The sequence below is a fragment of the Shewanella sp. 10N.7 genome (assembly GCF_020806285.1).
Classification (GTDB): Bacteria; Pseudomonadota; Gammaproteobacteria; order Enterobacterales; family Shewanellaceae; genus Shewanella; species Shewanella electrodiphila.
Genome location: NZ_JAJGZS010000006.1, coordinates 106,123 through 130,742 on the forward strand (window position 1 = coordinate 106,123; position 24,620 = coordinate 130,742).

At 41.3% G+C, this 24,620-nt stretch carries 20 protein-coding genes; 3 read left to right on the plus strand and 17 right to left on the minus strand.

All coding sequences use genetic code 11. The annotated features are described in order from the left end of the window. Nucleotides 1-181 precede the first annotated feature (181 nt). Nucleotides 182-1,147, plus strand: coding sequence for a cysteine synthase A (cysK, locus tag LMH66_RS05615; RefSeq protein WP_102526324.1), 966 nt, complete (start codon nucleotides 182-184; stop codon nucleotides 1,145-1,147). 195 nt (nucleotides 1,148-1,342) lie between these two features. Here the strand turns inward: cysK and LMH66_RS05620 are convergent, their stop codons facing one another. Then, entirely contained in the window at nucleotides 1,343-1,873 is a 531-nt protein-coding gene (locus tag LMH66_RS05620) for a GNAT family N-acetyltransferase (RefSeq protein ID WP_229368860.1), read from the minus strand. Between the two features lie 171 nt (nucleotides 1,874-2,044). Between LMH66_RS05620 and LMH66_RS05625 the strand changes: the two genes are divergently transcribed. Continuing rightward, entirely contained in the window at nucleotides 2,045-3,121 is a 1,077-nt protein-coding gene (locus tag LMH66_RS05625; protein ID WP_229368861.1) for a methyltransferase, read from the plus strand. A 561-nt stretch (nucleotides 3,122-3,682) separates the two neighbouring features. Then, entirely contained in the window at nucleotides 3,683-6,355 is a 2,673-nt protein-coding gene (locus LMH66_RS05630; RefSeq protein WP_229368862.1) for a TonB-dependent receptor domain-containing protein, read from the plus strand. Between the two features lie 117 nt (nucleotides 6,356-6,472). Here the strand turns inward: LMH66_RS05630 and yfcC are convergent, their stop codons facing one another. The 16 genes from yfcC to LMH66_RS05710 form a co-directional block, all read right to left on the minus strand. After that, nucleotides 6,473-8,008 carry a putative basic amino acid antiporter YfcC gene (gene yfcC / locus LMH66_RS05635; RefSeq protein WP_229368863.1) on the minus strand — a complete coding sequence of 512 codons (1,536 nt, stop codon included), beginning with the start codon at nucleotides 8,006-8,008 and terminating at the stop codon, nucleotides 6,473-6,475. Nucleotides 8,009-8,183: 175 nt separating this feature from the next. Then, a complete protein-coding gene (locus LMH66_RS05640) occupies nucleotides 8,184-8,663 on the minus strand; it encodes an AAA family ATPase (RefSeq protein ID WP_229368864.1) in 480 nt (159 codons plus the stop codon). A 126-nt stretch (nucleotides 8,664-8,789) separates the two neighbouring features. Then, nucleotides 8,790-9,974: a BamA/TamA family outer membrane protein gene (locus LMH66_RS05645; RefSeq protein WP_229368865.1), complete on the minus strand. Its 1,185-nt coding sequence runs from the start codon at nucleotides 9,972-9,974 to the stop codon at nucleotides 8,790-8,792. Continuing rightward, the gene (locus LMH66_RS05650; RefSeq protein ID WP_229368866.1) at nucleotides 9,971-11,290 is read right to left on the minus strand and encodes a DUF4056 domain-containing protein; all 1,320 of its coding nucleotides are present in this window, start codon (nucleotides 11,288-11,290) and stop codon (nucleotides 9,971-9,973) included. The genes LMH66_RS05645 and LMH66_RS05650 overlap by 4 nt, the downstream gene beginning before the upstream one ends. Further along, nucleotides 11,287-12,204: an alpha/beta fold hydrolase gene (locus LMH66_RS05655; RefSeq protein WP_229368867.1), complete on the minus strand. Its 918-nt coding sequence runs from the start codon at nucleotides 12,202-12,204 to the stop codon at nucleotides 11,287-11,289. Before LMH66_RS05655 ends, LMH66_RS05650 begins: the two co-directional genes overlap by 4 nt. Before the next feature lie 2 nt (nucleotides 12,205-12,206). Then, nucleotides 12,207-13,070: a virulence protein gene (locus LMH66_RS05660; protein WP_229368868.1), complete on the minus strand. Its 864-nt coding sequence runs from the start codon at nucleotides 13,068-13,070 to the stop codon at nucleotides 12,207-12,209. 524 nt (nucleotides 13,071-13,594) lie between these two features. Further along, nucleotides 13,595-13,993 (minus strand): hypothetical protein, encoded by a 399-nt coding sequence (locus LMH66_RS05665; RefSeq protein ID WP_229368869.1) that lies wholly within the window; start codon nucleotides 13,991-13,993, stop codon nucleotides 13,595-13,597. Continuing rightward, nucleotides 13,993-14,769, minus strand: coding sequence for a class I SAM-dependent methyltransferase (locus tag LMH66_RS05670; RefSeq protein WP_229368870.1), 777 nt, complete (start codon nucleotides 14,767-14,769; stop codon nucleotides 13,993-13,995). Before LMH66_RS05670 ends, LMH66_RS05665 begins: the two co-directional genes overlap by 1 nt. Before the next feature lie 261 nt (nucleotides 14,770-15,030). Next, nucleotides 15,031-17,025 (minus strand): methyl-accepting chemotaxis protein, encoded by a 1,995-nt coding sequence (locus LMH66_RS05675; protein ID WP_229368871.1) that lies wholly within the window; start codon nucleotides 17,023-17,025, stop codon nucleotides 15,031-15,033. A 190-nt stretch (nucleotides 17,026-17,215) separates the two neighbouring features. Then, on the minus strand, nucleotides 17,216-18,811 hold the full coding sequence (locus LMH66_RS05680) for an ABC-F family ATPase (RefSeq protein ID WP_229368872.1): 1,596 nt from the start codon (nucleotides 18,809-18,811) through the stop codon (nucleotides 17,216-17,218). Nucleotides 18,812-19,140: 329 nt separating this feature from the next. Next, entirely contained in the window at nucleotides 19,141-19,353 is a 213-nt protein-coding gene (locus LMH66_RS05685) for a hypothetical protein (protein WP_229368873.1), read from the minus strand. Nucleotides 19,354-19,581: 228 nt separating this feature from the next. Beyond that, nucleotides 19,582-20,340: an SDR family oxidoreductase gene (locus LMH66_RS05690; RefSeq protein ID WP_102526311.1), complete on the minus strand. Its 759-nt coding sequence runs from the start codon at nucleotides 20,338-20,340 to the stop codon at nucleotides 19,582-19,584. Between the two features lie 66 nt (nucleotides 20,341-20,406). Further along, nucleotides 20,407-21,312, minus strand: coding sequence for a 3-hydroxyisobutyrate dehydrogenase (gene mmsB, locus LMH66_RS05695; protein WP_229368874.1), 906 nt, complete (start codon nucleotides 21,310-21,312; stop codon nucleotides 20,407-20,409). 12 nt (nucleotides 21,313-21,324) lie between these two features. Next, entirely contained in the window at nucleotides 21,325-22,440 is a 1,116-nt protein-coding gene (locus LMH66_RS05700) for an enoyl-CoA hydratase/isomerase family protein (protein ID WP_229368875.1), read from the minus strand. Further along, nucleotides 22,440-23,213: an enoyl-CoA hydratase gene (locus LMH66_RS05705; RefSeq protein ID WP_229368876.1), complete on the minus strand. Its 774-nt coding sequence runs from the start codon at nucleotides 23,211-23,213 to the stop codon at nucleotides 22,440-22,442. The genes LMH66_RS05700 and LMH66_RS05705 overlap by 1 nt, the downstream gene beginning before the upstream one ends. Nucleotides 23,214-23,234: 21 nt before the next feature. Next, a complete protein-coding gene (locus LMH66_RS05710) occupies nucleotides 23,235-24,392 on the minus strand; it encodes an acyl-CoA dehydrogenase family protein (RefSeq protein WP_102526308.1) in 1,158 nt (385 codons plus the stop codon). Nucleotides 24,393-24,620: the final 228 nt, after the last annotated feature.

Here is a 24,620-nt window from a genome sequence, read left to right on the forward strand (position 1 = left end):
GATGGTCAGACCATCAATGTTCATTAAGGGTGTATAACTAAGATACTGTTATATAAGAAAATGCTTTATTAATATATTTGGCTATAACCTAATAACTAAAAGGCATAACGAATAACAAACTATCACTGTTAAAGCACCTTAAACCGATTATCATTAGACAATGCAAACATAGGAGCAAACCATGAGCAACATCTACGAAGACAATTCATATACGCTAGGTAATACCCCACTAGTGCGCCTTAATCGAGTAAGCAATGGTAAAGTGTTAGCCAAAGTTGAAGCTCGCAACCCAAGTTTCAGTGTTAAGTGTCGTATCGGCGCAAATATGATTTGGGATGCTGAAAAGAAAGGCACCCTAACTAAAGAAGTAGAGCTAGTCGAGCCAACTTCAGGCAATACAGGTATTGCACTTGCGTATGTAGCAGCTGCTCGTGGTTATAAGCTAACCCTAACCATGCCTAATACTATGAGCCTTGAGCGTCGTAAACTGTTAAAAGCGTTAGGTGCAAACCTCGTGTTAACTGAAGGCGCTAAAGGAATGAAAGGCGCGATTGATAAAGCTGAAGAGATCCGTCAATCAGATCCTGCTAAGTACCTTATCTTAGGTCAATTTAGCAACCCTGCTAATCCTGAAATCCACGAAAAAACTACCGGCCCAGAAATCTGGAATGATACTGATGGTGAAGTCGCTGCATTTGTTGCAGGTGTCGGTACGGGTGGGACGATTACTGGTGTTAGTCGTTATTTAAAAAGTAAAAACAAAGACCTTGTGTCTGTTGCAGTAGAGCCAGTTGACTCACCTGTTATTGCACAAGCTAAAGCAGGTCAGGAATTAACTCCTGGACCTCATAAAATTCAAGGTATTGGCGCAGGTTTCATCCCAGGTAACTTAGATTTAGATTTAGTTGACCTTGTTGAAGCGGTCAGCAATGACGATGCTATTGCAATGGCACGTCGTTTAATGGAAGAAGAAGGTATCTTAGTGGGTATTTCTTCTGGTGCTGCTGTCGTCGCTGCAAACCGTATTGCTGAGAAGCCAGAATTTGCGGGTAAAAACATCGTTGTCATTCTGCCATCTGCTGCAGAGCGTTACTTATCATCTGCGTTATTTGCGGGTGAGTTCGGTGATAGCGAAAACGTTCAATAAACGATTCACCATATAATCGTCTTTGACTGTTTTTGGTAAATGTAAGCCCAGCAATTGCTGGGCTTTTTTATAGTGCATAACTGTGCATAACTGTGCATAACTGTGCATGGCAATGCTTGGCATTAATCACAGATTGATTAAGCTATATATCTCCCACTCATCTTTGATGAAAAATGAAGCTGTATATCCATCTCGTTAATCACTACTGTTCTCAACAGAACTGAATTCGTGCGTGCTCATTAGTAATGTCGGTTCTTGCTCATCACCCCATAAGATTTGTTGCTGATACAGCAAACCAAGCTTTGTTAATAAGTTAATCGATGCGGTGTTTTGTAGGTTGGCTATAGCCCATATAGGCGAAAGAGATAAGGTTTCATTGGCATAATTCATGACAGCCCTCGCAGACTCATATCCGTAGCCCATCCCCATATATTGGGGTAAAAAGCCAAAACCGATATCAGTGTGCTCAAGCCCATCTCTATTCACTAAGCCACACATACCGACCAACGCCTTATCTTCATTGCGAATAACTGCGTATAAACCGTAACCGTGAAGCTGATAACTTGGAATGAGCTTAGTCGATAAAAAAGTCTTAGCATCATCTCGATTTTTGATATTTCTATCACCGATGAACTTGATATACAGTGGTGAATTCATTAGCTGATAAATGAATTCAGCATCTTCTAGCGTAAACTCTCTGAGTGTCAGTCTCTGCGTGGTAATCATTAACAATCCCTATTGCATTCCCTTTGAAAGAATAATCCTATTTAGAATGACAGAATGACAGAATGACAGAATGAGGTCTTATTTCAACACATGAGCTGGATCAATTTCTTATTTCATCGCGTTTGTTAACATCGCCACACTTAATTACAATGCAAGAAATTGACTCACTTTATGTCTTTTTACCAATCCCCTAAAAAAATCTCCGCTTTTGAGGCAAAATTTGAAGCACAAAAAATTGCTTTTGCCCCTGTCAGCTTTCAAGTTGCTCGTTGTCTTAGCCAGTTTGGCATTCTAAAACAAGTTGATGATGCGGGTGAAAATGGCATTTCGTTACCACAACTTATGGATTGTAATGAATTATCAGAATATGCCATCCACGTATTACTGGATATGGGACTCAGTATGGGACTATTTTGGTGTAAAGATGACCATTATCACCTAGATAAAACGGGCCATTTTCTACTGCATGATGACATGGCATCTAAAAATTTAAATTTCATTCATGATGTCTGTTATCAAGGTTTGTTTGAGCTTGAAGCGTCCTTGAAACAAGGAAAAGCAGCCGGTTTGAAACACTTGGGTGATTGGGAAACCATTTACCCTGGATTAAGCCAATTGCCAGAGCAAATCAAGCGGAGTTGGTTTGAGTTTGATCATTATTATTCTGATCATGCTTTTGACAGTTTACTGCCAATGATTTTTAAATCTAAGCCTGAGCATATCGTTGATGTTGGCGGTAATACCGGCAAATGGGCATTTGCTTGTACCAGTTTTGACAGCAAAGTTAATGTCACCATTATGGACTTACCAGGGCAACTCGCCGTCGCAATGGAAAACGCGCGTAATAATAACGTTGCGGATCGTGTGTTGCCATTTGAAACTGACTTGTTGGATGAAACTAAACCTTTTTGTCAGCATGCAGACTTGTACTGGATGAGCCAATTTCTAGACTGTTTTTCTAAACCGCAAATCATCACAATATTAAAACGCACAGTGGCTGCAATGAAGCCCAATAGTGAACTGTGTATTTTAGAAACCTATTGGGATAGACAGCCTTATGAAGCTGGTGCTTATTGCGTTAATGCAACCTCGCTATATTTTACTGCTATTGCTAATGGCTACAGCCGAATGTATCACAGCAAAGATATGCTCAAAATGATCAATGAAGCTGGGCTTTACGTCGATGAGGATATCGACAATATTGGATTAGGCCATACATTACTGCGATGCAAAATAAAACCCATCTAAACTTTCTTTAACATGTTAACTTATCCAAAAGCCCTTCAAGGGCTTTTTTTAACATTTAATACCCACCATTTTTAAACAAGACTCCAGCTAACAGCCGTTTCAAGGGCGATTACAGCACATGTTAAATAGTGATTAACTTCACAAATCCAATTGCGCAACATTAAATTTCCAATGTAAAAATGATGCATGCTGTAACAATTAATAGTTCGGTTAAATTAAACCTGCCTCAGTCGCACCACAAACAAACCAACAAAAAGATAACCAACTCAACGAAGTCTATCAAGTTTATTTACATAAACCTGTTAGCTTATTCAACAAAGTCCCCCGTCAAGCCCAAAATCAATATCAGCACTCAAAACCACGTTAATCAAATAATCACAAAAAACAACCTTTAACGTAACAACTCTAACATCTAACGTATGTAACCAGTCCGTTGTTTATGTTGAATAAGTATGGTTACATCCGTTTTCCGCAAACTATCGTTAACGCAATTCACAAGTTAACAATGAGATTTACTAAATAAAAACGCGGTTTAAATAAAAGTTATAAGGAAGAGATTAGATGCAGCTTAATACAAAATTGGCCAACGCAATTCGAATAGCATTGGTAGGCGGTGCTTTTACCGCTGCCATTAGTTCGCCAGTAGTTCTTGCAGCTGAAGAAGGCGCTGATGTAGAACGAATTCAAATTACCGGTTCACGTATTAAAAGAACCGATCTAGAAACAGCAACGCCTGTCACGGTGTTGAGTGCTGATGATATGGCAAAGCAAGGCTTTACCACTATTCAAGATGCCCTACAAAATCTCACCTCTACTACGGGTGCGATGACCACACAAGAAGTACATGGTTTTACCCCTGCAGCTTCATCAATCAGTTTACGTAATGCTGGTGCAAGTCGTACTCTGACGCTTATTGATGGTAAGCGTTTGAACCAATACCCAAAACCAGCTGGCGGTACTGATAACTTCGTCGACACAGCAAACCTACCAATGGAAGCTGTAGAACGCATTGAAGTACTACAATCTGGCGGCTCAGCGATTTATGGTGCTGACGCAGTGGGTGGTGTTATTAACATCATCCTTAAAAAAGATTTTGATGGCGTCGCACTTAAATACCGTCATGGTGATACCACTGAAGGCGGCGGTATGAATGACCGCATCGCATTATCACTGGGCTCTTCAAATGATAAAGGCAATGTCTCAACCTTCATCGAATTCAGTAATAACGAAGCGTTAAAAGCAACAGATCGTGAGAATTTTGGTCTCCATACCGATAAAGTGCCGCACAGTGATTACTCAGCGTATAGTTCATACGGCGCTAGAATTGCAGGTACTGGAACCGGCGCACGCCAATTAACTCCAGAGCAGTGTGATGCTCGTGGATTCCTATGGACTGGAACTACATGTGGGTTTGATCGTTCAGAATGGCGCGATCTAGAGCCTGAAAGCTACCGCTTTATCAGTACCACCAATTTTAATTACGAAATCGCAGACGATATTACCTTTTTAGGTCGTCTTGATTTCGCTAATGCCAAATCAACAACAAACTTTGAACCGATGGCCATTAATGACTACGATATCAAGGTTGCAGGTGATGACTTAACGGTCAGTTACGGCGATAGCATGAGCAAGACATTCAACAAGTCAACAGGACTTGGCGGTGACTTTGCCAACGCTTCTGATGGTGATTATTACTATGCTCGTCGTTTACACGAGTTCAGTAACCGAAGCGGTGAAACCAACACCAGTAACTACTTCTTCTCAGCTGGCCTTCAAGGCGTATTAGTTGATGAGTATGACTGGGATATGTCAGTAAATTACGGCCGTACTAACGTCGATGTTTACCGCAGTGGTTTTGCAACTGTAGGCGGTATGTTCGATTACATCACAGCTGGTGAGAATGGTAATTCATTACTTGAAAACATATCAGATGCTGACGTAGAAGCCGCATCTTACTCGCCATTTGAACGCGCTCAATCTACTCAAAAGAACATCCAAGCTAACATCACTGGTATGGCGTTTGAAATGCCTGAAGGTGATGCCATGTTTGCATTTGGTGCTGAATATACTGAACAGGATTATGAAACTGAAACAGATTCTGAAACCCAAAATGGATCAGTATTAACAACTGGTGGTTCATCTGGTGCTGGCGAACGTGACTTCTGGGCAACTTATGCTGAAATCAGTGTTCCGGTACTTGACGAGTTAACTGTTGCAGCAGCGCTACGTTACGATCATTACAGCGACTTTGGTGGTAATTTGTCACCACAAGTAACGGTAGAATACCGTCCAGTTGATGAGTTATTGGTTCGTGGTTCTTGGAGTAGTGTATTCCGTGCACCAGACATGCACCGCGTGTATGGTGATGCAACAAATGGTTTCACTACAGTCATCGATTACAAGCAATGTCAGGCTATGGGCGGACAACCTGGTATTAAAACCGGTAATGAAACTCTTGATGAAATCTGTAATGAATTACACATTGATACGACCACAGGTGCCAACAAAGAACTTGAAGCTGAAACAGGTTATACCGCTAACATTGGTGCGGTTTGGGGCGGCGACAGCTTAGAAGCCTCTTTTGATTTATGGGAATGGAAACTTGACGACATGGTAAGTGATATTAGCGCTTCTACTGCCGCACAAGAATACGATACCTATGAAGATATGATCACCCGTGACGCAAGTGGCACTATTACCCACATCAATACAGTGGCACAGAACTTAGCATATCAAAAAGTACGTGGTATTGATTTAACAGCAGGTTATAGCTGGGATTTCAATGACATGGGTGAACTAAGAGTAAACTTCAACGGTACTTATATCCTACTATCTGAAGGTCAGTTAAACCCGACCTCAGATGTGGATGATGATATTGAAGATGGTGGCTTACCTCAGTACCGCGCTAATATGATCTTTAGCTATTTTATCAATGATTTTGAAACCACATTAGGTGCTTATCATACTGCCCGTATGCATGGTTCATCTTACAGTTCATTCATTGATGAAGACGGCTTTAATGAAGAAGATTTAGAAGTCGCCTCACAAACTAAGTGGAACCTAACAGGTGCGTACAACTTCTCTGACAATATGAAGTTAACTGCCGGCGTTGTTAACCTATTTGATGTTGGCCCTAACTTTGACCCAACCAATACATCATGGCCTCACTACCCTCGTGGTGTTTATAACGCTCGTGGACAAGAGTGGTTTGTTGAAGCTGAAGTGAAGTTCTAATCAAACATTAGCTTCTGATTAGACAATTAAAAAAGCGGCATCTTTCGATGCCGCTTTTTATTAGAATAAATGTAATATCACAACTTGTCTCATAACTTTTGCCATTAACAAACTCGTTTAGCTAAACCCTAAGTAGTGCGCTAACACCACGATAATGCTCGAAATAACAAATAAACCCAGCATAAAGCGCCAGATAAACTTAAACCAATTTCCCCAATCAACACGGCACACACCTAATGTCGCCATTAATGAAGCTGATGTCGGTACTAATACGTTGGTAAAACCATCACCAAGTTGAAACGCTAATACCGCCACTTGGCGAGTCACACCGACAATGTCAGCCAAAGGTGCCATGAGTGGCATGGTTAACGCCGCTTGTCCTGAACCTGAAGTCACAAAAAAGTTGAACACTGATTGGAATAACAACATAAACCAAGCTGATAATGCCGTCGGTAATTGACCAATCACATTACCGGCGCTGTGTAAGATGGTATTTAATACGCTCGGCTCTGTCGCCCCCGCACCACCAAGTAACAATAAAATACCTGAAGCACACCCCACCAAAACCGCTGGTTCTAACATGGTGCCTGCACCTTGCTTAAAGCTAACCGCGACTTTGTTCATGTCCATTTCATTAAGCTTAAATACCACCCCAATGATGCCAACAATGATCCCCATGGTAAAAAACTGACTGGCAATTTCAGGAATAAACCAAGCATGAGCAATCACGCCCCAAATAACCCAAGCAATAGTAGCTACAATGGTAAGCAGTACTAAAATATCGCCGAGATTAAAACGACTATCTTTCACATTACCTTGCTGGTTATCGCGAAAGAATTGATCCGTTTGATAACTAAAGGATGCACTAGGATTACGTTGAATTTTACTCGCATAGCGCATGGTAAAACCAATACCTATTAAGGTAAAACCAAGCCACATAATAGAACGTACACCCGCACCTGAAAGCACTGGAACACCTGCAATACCTTGGGCAATAGCAACACTAAACGGGTTCATCCAAGAACTGGCAAAACCGATTTGGGTCGCGACATAAGTGACCATCACTGTACAAATAGAGTCATAACCTAATCGAATCATTAACGGACAAATGATAATGGCAAAGGCTATGGCTTCCTCCCCCATCCCAAATACCGCACCACCCAACGAGAACAAACTGAATATGACAGGAATAAACAGCTTTTCATTGCCTTGAGTTTTATCTATTAAGCGTAATATGCCGTTATCAATCGTGCCCGTGGCCATGACGACGCCAAAAGAGCCGCCAATGACCAACATAAACATGATGACGCCAATCGCGCTGCCCCACTTAGAGCCAGAAACCATGCCCTCAAAAGCAAAATTGAAAAAGCCGATTTCGCCATTTCCTTTAAATAGTGAAATAGGATCAAGCTTAGGCTCACCCGCTTCATTCAAGGCATATTGAAAAGAGGTTGGGTCGATTACACTGCGCGTTTTCTCAACTCCATCGATAACATAATGCGCATCTTGGGTTAAAAATGAGCCTATGGGAACAACAAACGTTAATAATGCGGCAGCAAGAGCAACAAAGAAAATGATCACTAAGGTATCAGGCATTTGCCGCGCGGTGGCACTCGATTGTGCAGAAGAAGGGCTTGGGTGTGGAGAATTCATTAACAGTCCATTTATAAGTTATTGTTTTATGGATTGATGCCTAACGCCTTATACGTATTGGCAGCCAATGGCATACTACAATAGCTAATGGAAAATTCCCATCACCCTAACTGTCTTATCTATCTTAATTAAGGTAGCAAGTAAGGTTAACTGACTGCTGTTGATGGTAAAGATATTATCGATTCGAAGTGAAAATAGTTTTACTGCCTGCAAATTGCTCAAATAGTCTTTCATGCGCAACTTTAGAGAAGGTATCAATACGACTGTCATACTGAGCAATCCAACCGATTAGCATAGTTAAATTTTCATCTTGAGCTTGTTTACTGGCATATTTATGAGGTTCCCAAGGACGGTTTTTAGCATTTTCAATACACGCTGAAATGGGTAAGTTGAGAAAGATAACCTCATCGGTTTGTGGAAAGACTAATTCAAGCAAGTCGCTGTAACAGCCTTCAATAACCCATGATTGATTAAGGTTTAAAAACTCATCAATTAAAGTTTTTGAATCCGCTATTGGCATTCTTTGAGGAGGATTAACTGGCAACCAAGCAATAGTATCTAAATCTAGGTGTGCCAGCTTTTTGTTAGCCGCAAGTTGTTTTGCTAGTGTCGATTTACCCGAGCCTGAATTACCAAAAATGACCACTTTACTCACAATAACTCCTCATAAAAGCACCTCACAAGAGCACCTCATAAAATCACTTAATTAAGCAACCTATCTCAACAGGTATTTTAGAGTAACATATTCAATTTGGCTGATTAACTTAATGCCAAGTGGAAATTAAAAGGCTTCATTTACGTTAAAGTAAAAGCCAGTATCACCATCGCCAAAGGCTAAATCTAACCTTAGGTTTACGCGTGGTTTAACTTCGAATCTATAGCCTATACCTGTATTGGGTAGTACACTCGCCGAAGTCAGCTCACTGAATTTTTCCGAAATAACCCCAGCACCAACCCAGTAAACCATCCCATGACGGCCAGATAAGTTCTGTCGATATTCCACTTGTGCTAACAACATTTGCTTGTCGCGGTAACGACCTGAAGTATACCCTCTAAGTAAATCTCCGCCACCCGCTTTTGACAGCTGATCCCAAGGCACATCACCGTGAGAAAAACGGCCACGTATTTGCCACGCTAAAACATCATCATCTGCAACTTGATAATAGGTACTGTAGAGTGCATTAACAATTTCAAAGTCGGTCTTACTGCCTAATTCTTTGCGATATATCCCCGTATCAATTTGGGCAATTCTCCCTTGTTCAGGATTAAGTACATTATCTCGACTATCGTAGTTGATTAAAAAATTCACCCCGACACTGCGTGATGTCTCTAGCAAAGGGTTGATCTCGACATCTGAATCTAGCTTATCGATACTGCTGGCTTTAGCGTAATTAAAATCAAAGCCTGCACCAATAAAAACGTTGGATGATAATCGGTTCAAGAACATTGGGTTTACACGGACAGTTCGACCATTAAAATCAACTCGGTTATCGTCTTGGTGGTTTTCATCATAGCCAACGCCATAGAACACATCAGGAATATCAAACATCTCTGCAGTTAGATAAAAACGCTGTTGATCTTCATTTAGGAAGGTTTTATTTTCAAGTGAAACACCTAACGCGCCATTAATGGAAGCTAAACCGTTAATCACTAATGACGATAATTGACTGACTTCATCAGTAGGATCCACTTGATATAAACCTACGGCTGAAATGCCTACACCTAAGTCCATTTCGGGATTATAAAAAGGCCCAGGAAGAAAACTAAAATCAATCAATTTATCAGCGTCAAACTCGCCATCTGCACCAAGCTTTTGTAAAAAGCTTTCCATCCAGTTCAACTCTTCATCAGAAGCTAGCGTTTCAGTTGTTTGCTCAACACTCGCTTTTTCTGAAGCAAATGACGCTGCACAAGCCAATAACCCTATCGAGAAAAAGCCGATTCTCATGCCGTTAAATAAGCTCATTTCAACTCACCTTGTGATGTTTGTTCTATCGCTAACGGTAAGTGAGAATGTTGAGATAAATGCTCACTCAATAATGTCTCATCCAATTTTTCGTTATATCGAGTTAACGTTAAAAATGATTGCTGAGTAAAACCATCACGCCATAAAGACTCAGGTACATGTTCAAAATGCGATTCAAATTTTGCATCTACATGTAACCATTGCTTAGCGACATTATCGATAGTAATTCCGTGGACGTGATTGGCTAAACTTAAGTCGTGAGCGACGTTAGGTGTTTCATAAACACTTACAACATCGGACCAAGTATCACTGTTTTTCGCCATATCCATTGGCACTAAATAAGGTGATTGATGTTCGCCCAGATCGTAATGGCGTTTAAGTAACATAAATTTGTTAGGCATAGGTTCATTTGAGTCCCACCAATAGCCATCAATCACATCAAAAAGTGCATCCGTTTCTGCTGCAGTGACAGGCTCTAACCAATCTAATGTTGCGGCAATCCATGACGTCATATGATAATTATATTGCTGTCGAGTCATGGCCAAATTATTGGTCAGTACTGCAAGCGCAATTTTTGCACCTAGCATATTGGAGTAAAGATCTTCTGGTGAGTATGCCGAAACATCTTCGGTCCACGGTCCAAAGCTACGATAACCGTGGTACTGAGCAATTTCATGAGCTTCAGCCATCGAATAGGCAAGGCGCACAGCCATTGCCGCTGCCAACTCCCAACGTTGAGTTGCGGTTAAAAGCTTTACTTCAAAACGATCTATTTCAATCGTTCGAGGACCAATTTCAAATGGCAATGCAATGGATTGCTTTTCACCAAGGTTTGGGTGGATTTGGTAAAACAGCGCCACCGCGTTGTCTGCAGTGTCTCTTACATGAGCTAAATCTATAAAGCCGCCCTTTCTGGTATAAATAATACCGTTGTTCTCGCCACTTCGGCCTTCATCAGGTGCCGACTTTTGATGACTAAAACTGCCTGCTTCATAAGCATGAGCACCTAAATCTTCTAATGAGATAGTATTGGCATGACGATAAAAAGGGATGGTCATAGCACCAAGTTTTACCTTCTGACCATTACCAAATGCACAACATGGTCGAACACTGGTCGGTAAAGTCATAGCCGCTTGTTGAGGTAATGCAATATCACGTAAAAGTGCAGGATCGGGTTGATTATCTAACGCCGCAGATACAGCGGAGTCAGATGGGGTTGCACTCACCTGCCATTCGCTACTTGAGCATGCTGACACTAGCGAAACCATTAAACCTACACTCAATAAGATGACGCGTTTTTGAGAATGAAACATCATTGAATAAAGTCTCTTATCATTTGGCTAATTGAATCAGGAAAATCATTACTTAGGCCATGGGATGCATCAGGGATAACTATGATTGGAGCATTTAAAAACTCAGAAAATTCAATGCCTTTTTCAAGTGGGAACACACTGTCATTTTCGCCCCAAATTAATAATGAAGGCGGAAGCTTACCTTTAAATTCTGCAGGGTTAAGTTGATCTCGATATGCAGGTAAAGTGGTAATCAATGATTTTTTCTGTGCATGAAAATCTGCAAAGTAGCTTTGATAGATTTGCTCATCGATAAAACTTGGGTACCAAGGGTGATCAACAAACGTATGCTCAAGTAAATGTCTTACACCTTGTTTATTCTCAGGCACAAACACAGCTTCTGGCACACTTTGTCCAAAACGTTGACTCATGGCATCCATGTCTTCATCGCCAAACACAATACCTGGGCTTGCCAACATAATAGCTTTATTGACGGTAGGTTCTTTGATCATTAGGTCAAACGTAATAAACCCGCCAAACGAAATACCCACCACATTGACACTTTCAAGTGCGAGCTCTTCAATCAAGTGTTGAATAGCTTGGGTTTCGCTACTGATAGTTGCTGGAGCGTTACTGAAAGATGCACCAAACCAAAGTAAATCAGGTACGATAACGTGATAATCAGACGCAAGCTGTTGCATAATCTCATACCAGCTAGTTAAGCCCGTACCGCCAAAACCATGAAGCAAGATAACAGTGGGAGCACTCGTATCTCCACCTTGCCAGTAGTGCAATTCGCCTTGACTCTCTAGCGACAACTGTTGCCGCTCAAAACCCGCTTTCATTAATTGGTTTTGCTGATAATTATCCACCATAGAAACTGCTGAGCAGCCACCTAGGAAGAAAATAAATACACTAACAATCATTAGTCGCATCATGGTTAGAACCTATAGCCAATGCCAGCCATAAAGCTTGTGCGTGTGCCAAAACCACCTTCAAGTAACAAGTCAAACCCCTTACCTAAGTTGATTTGACCACCAATCAAGCTATTCCACTTATCTTCGAGGTGTTGGGTAACTTCAAATTTACCATTACCTAAAGGAATGCCGATATCTTTAAGGTAGCCACTAAAAGTTTGCTCAACATTTTGATACATAGCACCGACCCAGAACTGGCTTTCATGGCCATAAACAGTGGTGCGGTAACCTACACGCGGTGAAACAACAATTGAACTGATCTCACCATCAAGAATATCAAGATCAGTATTAGTGTAATTAACATCTAATAAAGCAAACCAATTGCCTATGCCACCCACGATTGTGCCGCCCGCACCGTATGTAGTACCTTTAAAATTCAGCTCAAAATCAAATGGGTCAGAAACCATTGGCGGCAAAGGCCATGGCATTTCTACCTCAACTTGAACATTGGCGACACTACTGCCTTTTGTTTGGCCAATCACGCCATAAAGGTTTAGAAATGGTAGTACCCACATATCAGCTCTTAAAGTAATGGTTTCTGAATCTTGCATTGCTTCACTACCATTAATACTCACTCTGTCATCAATAATATCGCCAAGACCTGAAAAGGTGACACCATCAACCACTAACGGTTGTTCCATCGACATATAGTTAACAGTAAGACCATATGGCTTAGGTAATTCATGGCCTAAATCCATCGCTTCTTGTGCCCAAATAGGAAATGCGCGTTGATATTTTTGCGATACTTCTATGGCTTCATCAGCCACTACAAACTGACTGTATAGAGTGAAAATAGATAACAGAATAACGGAGGAATTTCTTAGCATTCGAACAGGTAATCCTTATACAACTCAACAATAAGCTTTAAGTTGCTCTCAATATTAATTGCTCCGCATGTCATCAACTCTGAGGCAGTTCCTGTAACAAGGTTGTAGATAATTTAAACAGCGGAAATCTGGGAGGAAGGATAATAGAGATAGAATATTAATTTAAACTTAAAATAATTGAATATGAATTATTTCTAATGAGGCCCATGTGTTATCTGGTTAACCCGATAACAGTCGTGGTTAAAGACTTAACACTCAACACGTGCGCTCACCTACGAGTAACAGCTGTATCCAAAGTGATACATAAAGTTGATAAAGCTACGAGCAGTTGAATAAACCACTGCACTGTAATAATAAAGGTTTTTACTCTAGCACTTAAACTTTACCAGATTTGATTAGCCAAACATTTCAGTCAAAGTTGTAATCAAGGTGCCAAGATGCAGTGTATTGTATTGGCTTAGCTTTATGATTTAATGACAAGCCAAAAACACCACGCTATTATGATTTAAAGGATAAAGCGAAGATTAAAATTGACAGCTAATTTCACCAATATCATTCAAAACAAGCACTACCCGCTTATTAATTTCAAAATTAGTGATATAACCACAAGTTCCTTCGAGTAAGTCGCCACTATCAAGCAGCAAATGGTACTCATATTGTCCATCTAGCTGAGCTAAATCATAATAAATGGTATTGTCTTGTGATGTATGAATCTCGCCAAAATCAAGTCGACTCAAAGGCAAATTTATAATCGCTGACTCAATAACAAACTCTGAACGATTTTCAACCGTGACACTTGGACTCGCATAAAAATAACTTAAATACATCAACACTATGACTGCTGAGATACCTGCAGCGACTTTGATAAAAATGCTGCCCCAACGATTGGTCACATCCAGTTTTTGTTGTGATTCAAATAGCATTAACACTTAGTTCCTTTGATGGAAAAAACCAACGGAATGGGTTGACCCTTCACAATGGATTGAAATTGTTTAGGCTGTTTTTCTATTAGGTTTTCAAAGCAATTGTAAGGGCTGAATGGAAATTCGTTAACCGCATCAATTCGAATCCCCGCTTGAATTAACGCATTAATCACTTCGCTTAATGAATGCGCCCACGTCACCATAGTCTGCTCATGGTCTGAATTATTACCCGCTTGTGTATAACTCCCCTCAACGACCACATCAGGCTCAGCTTGATGAAAGTATGGGTAACCATCTAGGACGTCCTGAACTGGATGAAACTCAGCCATATAAAATGTACCGCCTTGGTTCAAGCTGTCACTAATGACCTGCGCCCACTTAGTTAAACAAGGTAACCAACAAATTGCGCCAAAAGACGTGAACACAATGTCGAAACTTTTCGAGCGCTTATTTGCAAATTCATAGACATCAGCACAAACGAACTCAGCCTCGATATTACACTGAGTCGCAAGTTCACGTGCCTTATCAATCGCTTCATCAGATAAATCAACACCAGTGACACTCGCGCCCAGCCTTGCCCATGACAAAGTATCTAAACCAAAGTGGCATTGAAGGTGCAGCAAAGACTTACCCGCTACATCGGTGAGTTCCGCGGTTTCAATTTCTGTTAATGAAGAATTACCTGCAAGAAAGCTCGGCACATCATAAAAAGATGAATCAAAATGTACTATTGCTCGTTCATTCCAAGCTTGTTTATTGATGTTGAGGTAATCCATTACTCGTCCTTTATTTATCGGCAATTGTCTATCGGCAATTGTCTATCGGCAATAGTTTATCGACAATTGTGTATCGACAATAGTTAATCGGTTTCTAATTTAGGCGTCATGTTAGCAAAGTATAATTAAGATTCACATTTTGTCGCATAAGTTTACTTTTTCTTGTCCATAAAAAAACCGACGTAAATCACGTCGGCTTTAAAATACTGATTAAAAATACTGATTAAAAATCAATTATTTCTATTTCATTTTTCTCATTGGTTAACGATTGCTCAATGTAAACTTCTGCACTTGCTCAGACATTGCTGCGGCATCTTCTAGTAAGCTGTCATTTAGTAGGCTCAGCGATTCTGCAATTCTTTGAGTTTGGCTATATATTTCACTGATCCTCATCGCGTTTTGATTCACTTCTTCCGCGACTGCAGCTTGCTCATGAGTTGCAGAAGCAATTTGCTGATTCATGTTGTCAATAATATCGACATCGGCAACAATCTGTTGTAACTCTTTACCAGCATGCTCTACTTCATTGACACTTTCTTCAGCACTGACCATGCCTCGTTGCATGGTTTTAACCGCCAACTGCGCACCTGACTTTAATTTCTCGGTCATGCGCTTAATATCATCTGTTGAAGACTGAGTGCGTTGGGCAAGCGTTCTGACTTCATCGGCGACCACAGCAAAGCCTCTACCTTGCTCGCCTGCCCTTGCTGCCTCAATGGCTGCATTTAATGCCAGCAAATTGGTTTGCTCTGAAATGGCACTAATCACATCCAAAATGGTGACAATAGAATGTACGTCTTGATCTAACGTTTCTATGGCATTTGACGCTTCATTAATTTCTGATGCAAGATGCTTGATTGATACGGTGGTTTTTGACACTTCTGTATTACCAATATGCGCTTCTTTATTGGCTGAAGTAGAAGCGTCAGAAGCTTGTACTGCATTGGCTGCAATTTGCGTCACTGTCGCGCTCATTTCTGTCATTGCTGATGCAACTTGCTCAGCTTCAAGGTAACCGGTTTCAACATCTTTTTGCATAGTATGAGCATGACCATTTACTTCTTCTACGACCTTGACCACCTGCGTTGCACTTTGACGAACCTGCAAGATAATGGTTTCAAAGTCATTCATCATGGCATTAAATGCATCAGAAAGTTGCCCAAATTCATCTGCTGATTGATGTTCAATCCGGGTGCTTAAATCAAAGTTATTTCCCGCATGAGTGACCTTACTGAATAAATGACTCAGACTGCGATTAAGGTATTTCGATACAGATAAGCTTAACCAACCTAATAATACAATTGATATGGTTAAGGTTAGCAAAGATAACCACATATGTTGGTTAGCTGAATTTAAACGTGTTTTGGTCAATAGAATTAAATCATCCACAAGAAAGTGCTCGAAATCTGTGAGTACGTTAATTCTCGCAGTCGAAGTTTTAAACCACTCTTCTGGGTTTTGCGCACTGATGTCACTGGCAACTTGCGCTAAAGCTATTTGACGCATCTGCTCTACTTCACTCACTTCCCGTGAGCGAGCCACTTGTGAAAATCGAGACAACCAGTCTGCTGTCGCTAAGGCATTAAAGCGCTCCGCATAGGTATTTTGCTCTGACATTAACGTAACAAAGCGCGCATACACGCCATCTTTAAAGCCTTCTTGTCCAAAGGTGGTACTTAACACTGCTCGCTCAATGCCTGCACGCTCTTTTAACTGTAAAAATGCGCCAAAGGATGCAAGCTTTAAAGATAATTCGCTATCAGGGCTTTGCATGGCTGCTTCATCAACCACAGACAATAAAGCCGTATTCAACCCCGTGTAATACTTCACTTCTTCAGCCACAGAGATGGTTAAGTTATCGACAGAACGTCTAATGGATTGTAATTGCTGTAACTGATTGTGAATTTGCTGCAAGGTTGAGCTGATTTGTACTGGGAAAGCATTGATATCAGGAATATTGTTAAACTGGCTGATTTGTCTATCGGCTGCAACTCTCTGATTAGGTAGCAAACTTGCAAACGATTTACCTTGTGAACCAATAAAGCCTGCACTCATACCACGCTCAATTTGTAATTCATGCACCAAGGCACTATTGATTACGGCCAGCTCGCTTAATGAAAGTACTGTGGTCAATTCCGATTTGGTTTCATATTTATTATGAACAAACATGCCACCATATATGAGGCAAATAACCAAGGGTGGAATAATCAGTAAAAGAAGTTTATGTAGCGTTTTAAGATCGGTAATCCATTTCATTATATCTTTACCCTTAGAGTAAGTGCTCCATGCAATTTTGCGATAAATTGCATGCTTTGATGCAAATAAGGCGACTTAATTCTAGATCAAAAAAAGTTGCTGAGTATCGTTCGTGCAAAAAAAAACCTGTATCAGCTAAATAACTAGCCTTACAGGTTTCTTATCGGCGATTAAAGTAAAAGCTTTAAGCTTATCCTTCAACACCTTTGCTTGCTAAGAACTCATCATAAGTTCCTTTGAAATCGTTAATGCCGTTTGGCGTCACTTCTAAAATACGTGTAGCAAGTGATGATACAAACGCACGGTCGTGAGAAACGAATAACAAAGTACCTTCATACATTTCTAAGGCATTGTTCAATGATTCAATTGATTCCATATCCATGTGGTTTGTTGGTTCATCAAGAAGTAGGATATTTGGCTTTTGCATAATCAGCTTACCAAAGTACATACGACCTTTTTCACCACCAGAAAGGACTTTGACAGATTTTTTAATATCGTCAGAACCGAATAGCATACGCCCTAAAATACCACGAACAGATTGATCATCATCTTCTGGTTTGCGCCACTGGCTCATCCAATCAAATAACGTCATGTCATTAGCAAAATCTGCTTCATGATCCTGAGCATAGTAACCAATGTTTGAATTTTCAGACCATTGGATAGTACCAGCATCTTGAGGCAAGTCATGTACTAAGGTACGTAATAGTGTCGTTTTACCCACACCGTTTTCACCTAAGATAGCAATACGCTCGCCTACTTCAGCCATCATATCGAAGTTACTGAATAATGGTTTTTCATCAAAGCCTTTAGCGAGTTGCTCAACCACTAATGCGTTACGGAACAATTTCTTTTCTTGTTCAAAACGAATGAATGGGTTAACACGGCTAGATGCTTTGATTTCTTCAATTTTAATCTTATCGATTTGCTTAGCACGTGACGTTGCTTGCTTTGCTTTAGACGCGTTAGCAGAGAAACGAGCCACGAAGCCTTGAAGTTCAGCAATTTGTGCTTTCTTCTTAGCATTGTCAGACTGCAGACGCTCACGAGACTGCTGCGCAGCCATCATGTATTCATCGTAGTTACCTGGGTAAACACGTAATTCAGCGTAATCGATATCAGCCATGTGCGTACAAACAGAGTTTAGGAAATATCTATCGTGCGAGATAATAACCATGGTGCTGTTACGCTGGTTCAACATTTCTTGTAACCAACGAATAGTGTCGATGTCCAAGTTGTTGGTTGGTTCATCAAGTAACAAAACATCTGGGTCCGAGAACAATGCTTGTGCAAGTAGTACACGTAACTTGAAACCTGGTGCGATTTCGCTCATCAGACCGAAGTGTTGGTCTACACCAATCCCGACGCCCATCAGTAAGTCACCTGCACGAGATTCGGCAGTGTAACCGTCCATTTCAGCAAATTCCATTTCAAGCTCAGAAACTTTGATACCGTCTTCTTCACTCATTTCTGATAAAGAATAAATACGGTCACGTTCCTGCTTCACTTCCCATAGCTCTTTGTGACCCATGATCACAGTGTCTACGACAGAGAAGGCTTCATAAGCGAACTGATCTTGATTCAGCTTACCCATGCGCTCACCTGGATCAATCGACACATTACCGCTTGTCGGTTCAAGGTCGCCAGTTAAGATTTTCATGAAAGTGGATTTACCACAGCCATTGGCTCCGATAAGACCGTAGCGATTACCGCCACCGAATTTAACTGAGATATTTTCAAACAGTGGCTTTGAACCAAACTGCATGGTGATGTTAGCTGTAGTAATCAAAATGAGATTCCAAAATTCAAGTTATGACAAAAACAAAAAACCAGCGCTGACTTTATTAGCTGCTTTGTTAAACAAGTCAGTATTCATTGACGAGTATAGCGGCTGTACGTAAATAGCACTGGTTTTAAACCACCCTTAAAACAATAAGCATGGTCACAATAATTAGGCGGCGTACTATAGCATTTCAGCTTATTTTTTCAACTTAACTTATCAGAAGTAGAGGAAAATTCGAGGGAGATTTGATGAATTTAATGTGTCTGTTAACACCAAAGACAAAATAGCCAACACACTCGGCCATTTTTACAACAATGAACGGTAAGTACGGGGGGTTACTTTTTAGCTGTGAACTTTTTGAAGGAAAACTTTTTCGTGAACCACGCAAGCGTGTCGATTTGCTGTTGTTGGTTCAAGCCAAAATAAACACAAATCCAAGGTGACAGCAAAAAGTACCAAGGCATAGTCATCCCCAGTTGGTCATTGAATTGCAGATAGAAAAAACCAAAATAGATCACTGCGATGCCTGCAATTCCTACAGTCATCATCGTCATCCTCATTGCCTTTTCTAGCCTATCCATCTGTTATTCCTGTTTATCATGTCTTTTTATTAGTTTTATTGTGACGACTTTTACGAAAATATGCATCTTGGTTAATGCTGCCAAGATGGTAGCAATAAATCCACCAATAAAAAAGCCAACCTTTAACAGGTTGGCTTTCATTTAATAACAGAGAACTGACACTAGCATCAATCCACCATTATCATCGCCAGCAGATTACATGCTTAAGCCGCCATCAATTTCAAATACACGGCCATTAACGTAATCGTTTTCAACGATAAATTTAACTGTCGCAGCCACTTCTTGCGCTTCACCCAAACGGCCTACTGGCACCATTTTTTCTAGACGCTCTAGCGCTTCTGGTTTCATGCCTGCTGTCATTTCAGTAGCAATCACACCTGGCGCTACTGCTGCACTGCGAATATTGTAACGTGCAAGCTCTTTTGCCCAACCCACACTCATTGCTGCGACGCCTGCTTTAGATGCAGAATAATTAGACTGCCCCATGTTACCGGCTTTAGCGATACTAGAGATATTGATAATCACACCCGCTTGTTGTGAGTGGATCATCGCTGCAGCGGCTTCACGACCACAAAGGAATGTGCCGGTTAAGTTAACATTTATCACTGATTGGAATTGGTCATAAGACATGCGGTCAGTGACCTTGCCTTCTTTCGCTTTAACCATTAAACCGTCACGTAAAATACCAGCGTTGTTAATTAGCACGTTAACTTGACCAAAGTCTTCCAAAATGTAGTTAAAGCCAGCAACCACATCTTCTTCGTCAGTAATATCCAGTGCATAGCCTTGTACTTCCGTTGAAGCGCCAAGATCTGCACAAGCACGTTCTAATTTTTCTTGGTCTACATCGATAAGCGCCAAACGAGCACCTTGGGCCGCAAAGTCTTGCGCCATCGCTAAACCTAACCCACCAGCACCGCCAGTAATGACCACAACCTTATCTTTAATTTCCATTAACTGGATCCTTAATACGCTAAATTAACCTGAGGTTTCTTAATCAAACCTCAGTATTCAAATTCTCTATTTTTTATCAGCAGGTGTAAATTGCTCAAATATGCTTGAGAAATCACGGCGACCACTGCCTTGACGAGCATGGTTTACATACATGCTGCGTGCTAACGACCCCATAGGTGTACTTGAATTCGATGCCACTGATGTTTGCTGTGATAATCCTAAATCTTTCACCATCAAGTCAACCATAAAGCCGCCTTGATAATCATTTGAAGAAGGCACATTTTCCATCACATCAGGACAGGGATTATATTTCTCTAAGGTCCAATTGCCGCCACTGCTGACTTTCATGATATCAGATAACACTTTAGGGTCTAAACCATTATCAATACCTAATTGTAATGACTCACTGGTGCCGACCATTAATACTGATAACAGCATATTATTACAAATTTTAGCGATTTGACCTGCACCAGTGGCGCCAGCATGAAAAATATTGGCTCCCATGACAGTTAACACGGTTTGGGCTTTTTGGTACGCCTTATCACTGCCACCACAAATAAAGGTCAATGTACCTGCTGTTGCGCCAGCTGTGCCACCTGATACAGGTGCATCCATAAACTCGATGCCTTTCGCTTGTGCATGCTTACCAACCACTTGTGCAGATTCAGCATCAATGGTGGAGCAATCAATTAACACAGCTTCTTTTGATACAACATCCAACAGGCCTTTTGTATCGTCGTCACCCAAATATAAATGACGTACATGTTTACCTGCAGGCAGCATGGTTATGACAAAATCAGCTGAGGCGGCTGCGCCACAAGCGGTTTTAGCACTCAACGCACCTTGAGCTGTTAACGCTTCAACCGCCGCAGGTAATAGATCAAAAACGGTGACTGTCATTCCCGCTTTAATCAAGTTAGCTGCCATCGGGCCGCCCATATTACCTAAACCAATAAATGCTACTGTGGCCATAATAAATTCCTTTTAGATGTCTTTTAAAGGGTGCTTATCAGCATCCCAAGGTGATGTCAGTAATTGGGTAACGGCTTGTGCAGTGACGTCACTTGCATGACTAAAATGCCATTGAGGCTGACGGTCTTTATCAATTAATAGTGCACGAACACCTTCACAAAAATCACCATGAGAACAACAATTAACGCTTACACCTAATTCCCATTTAAAAGATTCTGCCAGTGTTTTAGTCGTACCAAGATTGGCTTGAGCAAATATCAGGAACCAACTTAATGGACTGCCAGCCAGAGCTGTTTTTTGCGCGCGTTTAAGCCAATCAAGCTCTGTTTCTAAACTGGTAATTTGATGATGAACTTCTTCAATTTCACCTGTCATCAATTGATCAATTTGCGGCTGAAAATCAGACAATGGACTTTGACCTATTTCAGCGTTCGAGCTGGTTTGCATTTTATTAAGCAATAAACTCAATTGCTGATGATTTAATGCAGCGTCGTCACTCCAGCTCACTTCAGCAATGGCATCAAATAATGGTTCTTTATCATCACTTGCCATGAAATGATTACCGACATTGACAAACAATGCATCGGCCGCATTCATGTTATATGCAGTTAGCCCTAAAAATAAGCCGATTTTACCAGGCATTCGATTCAGGAAATAACTGCCACCCACATCAGGATATAACCCAATGGTGATTTCAGGCATAGCAATGCGGCTTCGCTCAGTTAATACCCGGTGACTGCCTCCAGCCATTAAACCTAAACCTCCGCCCATCACGATACCGTCGCCCCAGACTAAGACAGGTTTTTCGTATTGATGCAGCAAATAATCTAATTGATATTCTTGACTGAAAAAGTCGCACGCTTCTGCGGTCATGGTATTAGGGTTAGCAATTGAAGCATGATAAATTGCCCGAACATCGCCACCGGCGCAAAATGCTTTATCACCAGCGCCATCAAGCACCACAAAGGCAATATCATTATCGTCTTTCCAAGCCTGTAATTGCTTGGTCATGGCTTGCACCATATCAAGGTTTAATGCATTTAAGGCTTTTTCAATATTGAGCGTAACCACACCAATTGATTTGCCAGATAATGTCCCTAAGGTTTGAAATATTACATCTTGAGTCATTAGCAATTCTTCCATTTAGCTGCACGTTTATCTAAAAAGGCATTAACCCCTTCAGCTTGATCTTCAGTATCAAATAAGCCGACAAATAATTCACGCTCTAAAGGTAACGCTTGCGTGCGTGGTTGGCTACGGCCTGCTTGAATTAAGGTTTTGCACACACTCACACTGCTTGGAGATTGACGAGCCACTTTCTCAGCTAGCGCCATTGCAGTGACTAATCCTTGACCTTGTTCGACAACTTCTTCGACTAAGCCTATTTGCAGCGCTTTATCAGCTTTGATTCTTTCGCCACACAAAATCATCCGTTTTGCCCAACCTTCGCCAACCAATGCTGTTAAGTTTTGAGTACCACCCGCACAAGGGAGTAGACCAACAGTGGCTTCAGGTAATGCCATTTGAGCATGGGATTCTGCAATGCGTAAGTCACATGCCAGAGCCACTTCTAGCCCGCCCCCCATGGCATAACCGTTAATCGCTGCTATCGACACACCACGAAAAGCACTTAGGGCCTCAAACGCTTCACCAAAATGTTGTGCCATTAATGCTGCATTTTGTTTGTCACCATCAGCAAAAATATTTAAATCCGCGCCCGCTGAAAAAAACTTCTCGCCCGATCCGGTAATCACTAAAGCATAAATGTCTTTATTGTCATTTAGGCGCAGCACTATGCTTTTTAATAATGAAAGGCTTTCTGCCGTCCATGTATGAGCAGGTGGGTTATTGAGGGTTAATACTGCAGTGTTACCCTCAATGGTTTCAATGATAGCTGTCATAATTTTCCCTTTATGAAGTCGTTAAAGAATCGCGTGAGCATTTTCATCTAATAAGCGACGGGCAATAATTAAACGCATGATTTCATTGGTGCCTTCAAGAATTTGATGCACTCTTACATCTCTGAAATGACGCTCAAGTGGGTATTCACGAATATAACCATAGCCACCATGGATTTGCAGCGCGCTATCACACACTTGAAAGCCAATATCTGTGGCAAATCGTTTCGCCATTGCGCAATATGCGGTAGCTTCAGGGTCGTTCTGGTCAAGTTTAAATGCCGCTAAACGCACCATTTGACGGGCAGCGACTAACTCAGTTGCCATATCGGCTAACTTGAACTGTAATCCTTGAAAAGCAGCAATAGGTTTGCCAAATTGCTTACGTTCATTCATGTATTCGGTTGCACGCTCTAAGGCTGCTTGAGCAGTGCCCACTGAACAAGTCGCAATATTGATTCGGCCGCCATCTAGTCCTTTCATAGCAAAAGTAAAGCCTTGGCCTTCTTCACCAAGTAAATTTGCTTGCGGTATACGGACATTTTCAAAACTAATTAAACGGGTCGGCTGCGCGTTCCAGCCCATCTTGTCTTCAGCTTTGCCGTAAGTCACCCCAGCAGCATCGGCAGGAATCGCAATAGCTGAAATACCTTTAGCCCCTGCTTCGCCTGTGCGGCACATTACGACTAGTAACTCAGTTTCACCCGCACCTGAAATAAACATTTTTGAACCATTAATGATGTAATCATCACCATCTTTAACGGCTTTGGTTTGTAATGATGCCGCATCACTGCCCGCTCCTGGCTCGGTTAAACAGTAAGATGCCAATAATTGACCAGTAGTTAACCCCTCAGACCATTGCTGGCGTAAGGTTTCGGTGCCCCATGTTGTGACCATCCATGTGGCCATATTATGAATCGTTAACATCGCAGTTGTAGCCGTACAACCATGAGATAACTCTTCAAAAATGATTGATGCATCAAGGCGAGATAAGCCCATGCCACCTTCAGATTCTGGTGAGTACAATGAGCAGAAACCAAGCTCGCCTGCTTTTTTTAATACGTCTTTTGGAAAATGATGTTCTTCATCCCATTGAGCGGCAAAAGGCGCTAGCTCTTCTGCTGCAAATTGACGAGCAAGATCGGCGAATTGGCGTTGGTCTTCGTTGAAATTAAAATCCATGGTCTGAATCCTTTTTTACTATGACTCTTAGGTCATTTGGTGCGCTTAACATCCCGCGAAATTATTAGGTGGAGCTATACTGCTCGATGTGCGGTGATGCTATACGTGAATGGTTGTTGTCGCAGCGTCTTGCTGACTTGTTATTTACGTTGTAAAAGGCCTTCTCCCAAAAGAAGGCCTTGGTGAAACGATTTACGCTAAGCATGTTAAATCATGACTTAAGCATGA

Bases quoted from the DNA above. Each gene is read 5' to 3' on its own strand.
- LMH66_RS05690 (WP_102526311.1), bottom strand. From the start codon at position 20,340: ATGGAAATTAAAGATAAGGTTGTGGTCATTACTGGCGGTGCTGGTGGG.
- LMH66_RS05665 (WP_229368869.1), bottom strand. From the start codon at position 13,993: ATGCTATTTGAATCACAACAAAAACTGGATGTGACCAATCGTTGGGGC.
- LMH66_RS05700 (WP_229368875.1), bottom strand. From the start codon at position 22,440: ATGACTCAAGATGTAATATTTCAAACCTTAGGGACATTATCTGGCAAA.
- yfcC (WP_229368863.1), bottom strand. From the start codon at position 8,008: ATGAATTCTCCACACCCAAGCCCTTCTTCTGCACAATCGAGTGCCACC.
- LMH66_RS05630 (WP_229368862.1), top strand. From the start codon at position 3,683: ATGCAGCTTAATACAAAATTGGCCAACGCAATTCGAATAGCATTGGTA.
- LMH66_RS05625 (WP_229368861.1), top strand. From the start codon at position 2,045: ATGTCTTTTTACCAATCCCCTAAAAAAATCTCCGCTTTTGAGGCAAAA.
- LMH66_RS05670 (WP_229368870.1), bottom strand. From the start codon at position 14,769: ATGGATTACCTCAACATCAATAAACAAGCTTGGAATGAACGAGCAATA.
- LMH66_RS05675 (WP_229368871.1), bottom strand. From the start codon at position 17,025: ATGAAATGGATTACCGATCTTAAAACGCTACATAAACTTCTTTTACTG.
- mmsB (WP_229368874.1), bottom strand. From the start codon at position 21,312: ATGGCCACAGTAGCATTTATTGGTTTAGGTAATATGGGCGGCCCGATG.
- LMH66_RS05655 (WP_229368867.1), bottom strand. From the start codon at position 12,204: ATGATGCGACTAATGATTGTTAGTGTATTTATTTTCTTCCTAGGTGGC.
- LMH66_RS05660 (WP_229368868.1), bottom strand. From the start codon at position 13,070: ATGCTAAGAAATTCCTCCGTTATTCTGTTATCTATTTTCACTCTATAC.
- LMH66_RS05620 (WP_229368860.1), bottom strand. From the start codon at position 1,873: ATGATTACCACGCAGAGACTGACACTCAGAGAGTTTACGCTAGAAGAT.
- LMH66_RS05705 (WP_229368876.1), bottom strand. From the start codon at position 23,213: ATGACAGCTATCATTGAAACCATTGAGGGTAACACTGCAGTATTAACC.
- LMH66_RS05710 (WP_102526308.1), bottom strand. From the start codon at position 24,392: ATGGATTTTAATTTCAACGAAGACCAACGCCAATTCGCCGATCTTGCT.
- LMH66_RS05685 (WP_229368873.1), bottom strand. From the start codon at position 19,353: ATGATGACTGTAGGAATTGCAGGCATCGCAGTGATCTATTTTGGTTTT.
- LMH66_RS05650 (WP_229368866.1), bottom strand. From the start codon at position 11,290: ATGATGTTTCATTCTCAAAAACGCGTCATCTTATTGAGTGTAGGTTTA.
- LMH66_RS05645 (WP_229368865.1), bottom strand. From the start codon at position 9,974: ATGAGCTTATTTAACGGCATGAGAATCGGCTTTTTCTCGATAGGGTTA.
- cysK (WP_102526324.1), top strand. From the start codon at position 182: ATGAGCAACATCTACGAAGACAATTCATATACGCTAGGTAATACCCCA.